A 6,060-nucleotide genomic window follows, 5' to 3' on the forward strand; every position below is an offset into this window, starting at 1 on the left:
AATGAAGAACCAGCCGCGCATCCTGATCGTCGAGGACGAACCGGCGATCGCTGAACTGATCGCGGTCAACCTGCGCCACAACGGGCTGTCGCCCGTGTGGGCCGAGGACGGTGATGCGGCCCAGCGGGAGATCGACGCGGTGCTGCCCGACGCGATCCTGCTCGACTGGATGCTGCCGGGGCAGACCGGCGTGGCGCTGGCGCGGCGCTGGCGCGCGGATGCGCGCACGAAGACCGTTCCCATCCTGATGCTCACCGCGCGCGGGGACGAGGCAGACAAGGTGAGTGGGCTGGACGCCGGAGCCGACGACTACATCACCAAGCCGTTCTCCACCCAGGAACTGATGGCCCGCATCCGCGCCGTGCTGCGCCGCCGCGCGCCTGACAAGGCCGAGGACACCGTCGCCCTGGGCGAGCTGGCGCTGGATGCGGCGGCCCACCGCGTGAGCTGGAAAGGCCGCCCGCTGAAATTGGGGCCCACCGAGTTCAAGCTGCTGCATTTCCTGATGAAGCATCCCGAGCGCGTGCACAGCCGGCAGCAGTTGCTCGATCGCGTCTGGGGTGACCACGTGTTCATCGAGGAGCGCACCGTGGACGTGCACGTGAAGCGGCTGCGCGAGGCCCTCGGGCCGGGCGGCACCCTGGTGGAGACGGTGCGCGGTGCCGGCTACCGGATCACGGCGCAGCCCGTGCCCGGCCCGCGCGAAGCGGCCTGAGGGGCCGTCCTTGGCTTTTCGCGTCTTCCTCTTCCTCCTGTTCCTTGCGGCGGGCGGGGGTGCGGGCGCGTTCCTGGGCGGCGATCGCGGACTGGCGCTGGGCCTCGCGCTCGGTGCGCTCGCCTGGTTCGCGCTGGACACGGCCAATGCCTTGCGCGGCTTGCGCTGGCTGCGCAACGGCGACTTGCGGCAGCCGCCGGACCTGCATGGCCTGTGGGGCGAGGCGCTGGACCGGGTGCGCCGCGCCGTGACGTTGCGCGACCAGCGCCTCGAGGAAGCCGAAAGCCGCCTGCAGGACTTCCTGGATGCGATCCGGGGTTCGCCCAACGGCGTCGTGCTGCTGGACCGCGATGCGCGGATCGAATGGATCAACGATACGGCGGCGGCGCACTTCGGGCTGGATCCCGAGCGCGACCTGCAGCAGCACGTGGTGCACCTGCTGCGCGATCCCGAGTTCAGCGCGTTCTACAGCGGCCGCAGCTACACGCAGGACGTGGTGATCCCCGCGCCGGGCAGCACGGCCTCGCGACCGCGCAAGTTGTCGCTGCGCCTGCATCCTTATGGCGAGGGCCGCATCCTGATGCTGTCGCGGGACGTGACCGCCGTGGAGCAGGCGGAGATCATGCGGCGCGATTTCGTCGCCAACGTCTCGCACGAGATCCGCACGCCGCTCACGGTGCTGTCCGGCTTCGTGGAGACGCTGCAATCCCTGGACCTTCCGCGCGAGGAGCGCACGCGCTACCTGCAGATGATGGGCCAGCAGACGCAGCGCATGCAGACGCTGGTGAACGACCTGCTGACGCTGTCTCGGCTGGAGGGCAGCCCGCCACCGGGAACCGGTGAGTGGACGCCGGTGGCGACGCTGGTGGCGCAGTGCCAGCAGGAAGCCCGTGCACTGGCGGCGAGTCTGGGCAGGAAGCTGGACCTGCGGTTCACGACCGAGCCGGACCTCGGCGTCGGCGGGATCGCCAGCGAACTGCAGAGTGCGTTTTCCAACCTGGTGAGCAACGCCGTTCGCTACACCCCCAGCGGTGGCATGGTGGAGGTCGCTGCGGCGACCACGCCGGACCGAAGGCTCGAATTCCGGGTGCGCGACACCGGCCCCGGAGTCGCCGCCGAACACCTGCCTCGGCTCACCGAACGCTTCTACCGCGTGGACCGCAGCCGGTCGCGGGAAACGGGGGGAACCGGCCTCGGCCTCGCGATCGTCAAGCACGTGGTGCAGCGCCACGGCGGGGAGCTGAAGATCGAGAGCACGCCGGGGGCCGGGTCCGTGTTCACCATCCTGCTGCCCGCGGTGCGGGTGCGGACGGCGGAACTCACGCCGGCCGGAAGCGCCGCACAGCCCGCCAGAGAATCAGCGGCAGGATGACGGCCAGCAGTGCGAGCGCGAAGCTGCTCGCGATCCAGAACGCCGCCGGACTCTGCAGCGCGGGCGAACCGGCCAGGCCGCGGTAGGCGAGCTGGTAGCCGCCCACCACGCCCACACCCCACAGCAGCACGCAGTACGCCACCAGCGGCGCCACCGCGACGCGGTACGAGCGCAGCACGAACACGCACAGCGCCTGCATGGCGTCGCCGAAATGGTAGACCGCGACCACCGCCAGCAGGCCAGAGGCGAGCGCGGCCACCTGTGCGTCGGCGGAATAGAGCGAGGCGATGCCGCTGCGCGCCACCAACATCGTGCAGCCAAGCGCCACGGCCAGCGACAAGCCGATGCGGAAGCCGGTGCGGATGCAGGCCCGCGCCTTCTTCGGATCGCCTGCGCCGAGCCAGTAGCTCACGCGCGCGCTGGTCGCGATGGCGATCGACAGCGGCACCATGTACATCACGGCCGCGAGGTTGGCAGCGATCTGGTGGGCCGCCGCCGGAAGGGTGCCCTGGCGCGCGATGAACAGCGACATCAGCGTGAAGGAGGTGACCTCCACCATGATCGCCAGGCCGGCCGGGATGCCGAGGCTGGCGAATTGCCGGATGGTGGGCCAGTGCGGACGCTCCGGCGGACGCCAGATGGCGTACGGGCGATAGAACGCGTCCGTCCGCACCAGCCAAAGGGCGACGGCCAGGAACACGTAGTTGACGACGACCGTGGCCCAGGCGCAGCCCACCGCGCCCATCGCCGGCAACCCGCCGCCGCCGAAGGCGAACCAGATCGTCAGCGGCACTTTCAGCACGAGCGACCCCAGCTGCAGCCAGGTCACGAGCTGCGGCTTGCCCAGGCTCTGGTTGAGCGTGCTGTACATGCGGAACAGCAGGGCCGGCGGCAGCGCGAGCGCGAGCACGCCGAGGTATTGGCGCACGTCTTGCTGCAACAGCGGCGGCACTCCGGTGGCTTGCAGCAGGGCGTTGGGAAAGAGCAGGCCGAACACGCCGGCCACGGAAGCGATCACCGCGAGGTATGCCGCCTGCCGCACCGAGCGACCGACCTCCGCGTGGCGCCGGCCGCCGTGCAGCTCCGCCCAGACCGGCAGCAGCGCCTGCAGCACGCCCATGAGGGCGACGAACACGGTGATGTACACGGCGGAGCCGACCGACAGCGCCGCCAGGGCCTGTTGCGAGTAGCGGCCCGCCACGATCGTGTCGGTGACGCCGAAGGCCATGGTGGCCAGCTGGCCCGCCAGCACGGTGCCGGCATGCCGCGCGATGACGCCGCGTTCGCTCAAGGCTTCTTCTTGTACAGGACCAGGTTTTCGCGCGAGTCCGTGGGGCGGGGGATCTTGGCGACCAGGGACCAGCGACGCTGGTCGAAGGCCATGGGCACCGCGAGCTGCAGGTCTTCCGCGACCACCAGCCAGGGGCAGGTGCTGGGAGATTGCGCCACCTGCAGGTCCAGCTTGCCGTGGTAGCGCAGCGCCGCGATCTGCGCGCGGGTGAGGCCGAACACCTCGACGCAGCCGGGCGTGTCGATGCGGGCCGTGAGGTGCTGCACGGCCGCCGCATAGCTGCGTGCGTAGTCCAGCACCGGCAGCCACAACGTCATGACCAGCAGCCAGCCAAGGGCCGTGCCACCGGCGGGCAGCACCAGGCTTTTCCAGATGGCATGGCGGTGGCGCGAGGTGCGCCACCGCACCAGCGACACCCAGGCGATGGTGGCCACCACGGCGATCACGAAGGGCAGCAGCGAGAAGCTGGGCACGAAGCCGGGCGCGAGCCTGGCGACGTTGGCCGCGGGCTTGGCGGGCACGCCGGTCTGCAGCGAGATCCAGATCACCCAGATCACCAGCGCGCAGCCGCTGAAGAACAGCAGGGTGAACCAGTCGATCAGCGCCGACATGCTGCGCTCGAAGGTGGGCAGCGCGAAGGCGGCCAGCGTGGCGAGCGCGGGCAGCGCCAGCAGCAGGGCGCGGTCCGGGGTGCTGGAGAGCACCGCCGTCAGCACGCCGACCAGCGCAAACCAGAGCGGGAGCGCCACGTGGCGGCGCCCCAGTTGCCGGCGCCAGCGCCACACGGTCCACAACGCCAGGGGCCAGGCGGGCCAGGTGAACCACAGCAGCAGGCGGCCCAGAACCTGCCACTCCCGCGGCTGTCCGGGCGGCGCGGGGCTCAGGCGCCACTCCCACATGTCCAGTGCCGCCGCGATGGCAGCCGCCCCAAGCGCTACCGCGATGATGATCGCCACCCGCGCACGGCCTCCGCCCGGGGCCGCGGCTTCGTCGTCGGGCGGATCGGTGGCCAGCAGCAAGGCCCCGCCGGCAGCGAACAGGCTCGCCATTGCGGGGGCGCCGCTCAGGCCCAGCCCCACCAGGCCGGCAGCCAGGGCCAGGGTGGGCGAGAGCAGCCGGTAGGGCAGCGCCGCCAGTCCGTAGAAGGTGAGCGCCGTGAACCCCAGCTGCGCCAGCGAAGGCGTGGTCTCGTGCGACAGCTGCATGAGGCCCAGGCAGGCGATCAGGGCCAGCAGGCCGCCGTCCGCGATCGCGCGGGCATAGTCCGTCGGATGCGCCTCGCCGCCGAACGCGAAAGGCACGGGTTGCGCGCCGGGCGTGCGGGCGAGGTAGTACACCGCATACCAGGTGCCCAGCAGGCTGAGCACCAGCAAGGCGATGAAGGGAATGCGGGCCGCGAAATCGGCGGCCATCCAGGACGGCGCCAGCTTCATCGCCCAGGCGCCCATCCAATAAGGCAGCAGGGCGTCGAACTCGGGCGGCTGCCCCAGCATCTGCGGCGCGAGCCAGCTGGAGTGCCCCTGGGCCAGCTCCAGCATGTAGCCGAGGGCCATGATGTCCGCGTTCTTCCAGGGCTCCCGCCCCACGAAGCCGCTCAGCACATAGGCGGCGCAGAACAGCAGCAGGGCCAGCCGGGGCAGGCGGCGTACGGCGCCCTGGGCGACGATGGCGGGAGTCGGCTGATTCACGCGCGGGAGTGTGTCACAGCGGCGCGGCGGCACCCCAAGAAAAAAGGCAGCCCGAAGCTGCCTTTTCGCGGGGGTCGCCCTGTCTTACTTGGCGGCGGTCTTGCCGAACTTCTTGAAGAACTTGTCGACGCGGCCACCCATGTCGTTCACCGACTTCTGGGTGCCGGTGTAGAAGGGGTGCGACTCGCTGGAGGTGTCCAGCTTGAACATCGGGAGTTCGCGACCGTCGTCCATCTTCACGGTCTCGCGCGTGCTCACGCAGGAGCGCGTCACGAACTTGAAGCCGTTGGACAGGTCCACGAAGCAGACGTCGCGGTAGTTGGGGTGAATGCCTTCTTTCATGGGGTCCTCGTCAGTTGCGGCAGCCGCGCCAGGACATCTGGGGTACTTTCCGCTGGTAAGCCTGCGATTATAGCGTGAGGCGGTCGGCCGAGCTGAGGGGCTCTTCTCGGCGGTTCGACTGGGCTGGAAGGGCTCTCTGGGCGTGTCGCGCCAGGCGGTGCGCGGTGCCGGCCCGCTGGGGTGGCGTCCGGCGCGCAGGCGCGCCGGCAGACCTGAAACGCTGGTCCCGGCGCCGCCCGCAAAACAACTCGTCTGGAGTTCGTCCGCGCGCGAACGAACTCCAGACTCGGACAAGTTTTGCGAGCCAGAGACGTACGCGCGGCTCGATACGCGCCAAGGCGCTCTCGTAGCCGCGCTGCGGCGCCGGGACCAGCCTTTCAGGCGCCACCCCTTCATGCGGACCGGCACCGCGCACCGCCTGACGCGACATGCAGAGCTCTGGCCAATTCACGCGTCGTGCACCACGGCTCTGACGGCTGCCAAGCCCCGTGCGGGCGGGCCGGGGCGCGCATAAGGGCAGGGCGCCTGCGTTGGCCGGGTGGGCGGCCAGCGGGGCTACGAGAGCGCCTTGGCGCGTATCGAGCCCCGCGTACGAGCTCTGACTCGCGGATGCTGCTCGAGCTGCGTGTTGGCCTGCGCGCAGGCCAACACG

General features: G+C 70.4%; 5 protein-coding genes. 2 read left to right on the plus strand and 3 right to left on the minus strand.

Annotation, left to right across the window (positions count from 1 at the left end):
- Window position 1 precedes the first annotated feature (1 nt).
- Window positions 2-715, plus strand: coding sequence for a phosphate regulon transcriptional regulator PhoB (gene phoB, locus AC1DSA_RS16570; RefSeq protein WP_477891105.1), 714 nt, complete (start codon window positions 2-4; stop codon window positions 713-715).
- Between the two features lie 10 nt (window positions 716-725).
- Window positions 726-2,087, plus strand: a complete 1,362-nt coding sequence (phoR, locus tag AC1DSA_RS16575) for a phosphate regulon sensor histidine kinase PhoR (RefSeq protein ID WP_477891107.1) — start codon at window positions 726-728, stop codon at window positions 2,085-2,087.
- On the opposite strand, the gene AC1DSA_RS16580 is transcribed toward phoR, so the two are convergent.
- The 3 genes from AC1DSA_RS16580 to AC1DSA_RS16590 form a co-directional block, all read right to left on the minus strand.
- A complete protein-coding gene (locus AC1DSA_RS16580; RefSeq protein ID WP_477891109.1) occupies window positions 2,035-3,378 on the minus strand; it encodes an MATE family efflux transporter in 1,344 nt (447 codons plus the stop codon). The genes phoR and AC1DSA_RS16580 overlap by 53 nt on opposite strands.
- The gene (locus tag AC1DSA_RS16585; protein WP_477891111.1) at window positions 3,375-5,066 is read right to left on the minus strand and encodes a hypothetical protein; all 1,692 of its coding nucleotides are present in this window, start codon (window positions 5,064-5,066) and stop codon (window positions 3,375-3,377) included. The genes AC1DSA_RS16580 and AC1DSA_RS16585 overlap by 4 nt, the downstream gene beginning before the upstream one ends.
- Before the next feature lie 84 nt (window positions 5,067-5,150).
- Complete coding sequence (locus tag AC1DSA_RS16590) at window positions 5,151-5,408, minus strand: type B 50S ribosomal protein L31 (RefSeq protein WP_477891113.1); 258 nt, start codon at window positions 5,406-5,408, stop codon at window positions 5,151-5,153.
- Window positions 5,409-6,060 lie beyond the last annotated feature (652 nt).

The organism is Ramlibacter sp. P4_H7, assembly GCF_056400765.1.

What these genes read in the sequence shown, in the direction of transcription:
- phoB (WP_477891105.1), top strand. Translation starts at nt 2, where the DNA reads ATGAAGAACCAGCCGCGCATCCTGATCGTCGAGGACGAACCGGCGATC.
- AC1DSA_RS16590 (WP_477891113.1), bottom strand. Translation starts at nt 5,408, where the DNA reads ATGAAAGAAGGCATTCACCCCAACTACCGCGACGTCTGCTTCGTGGAC.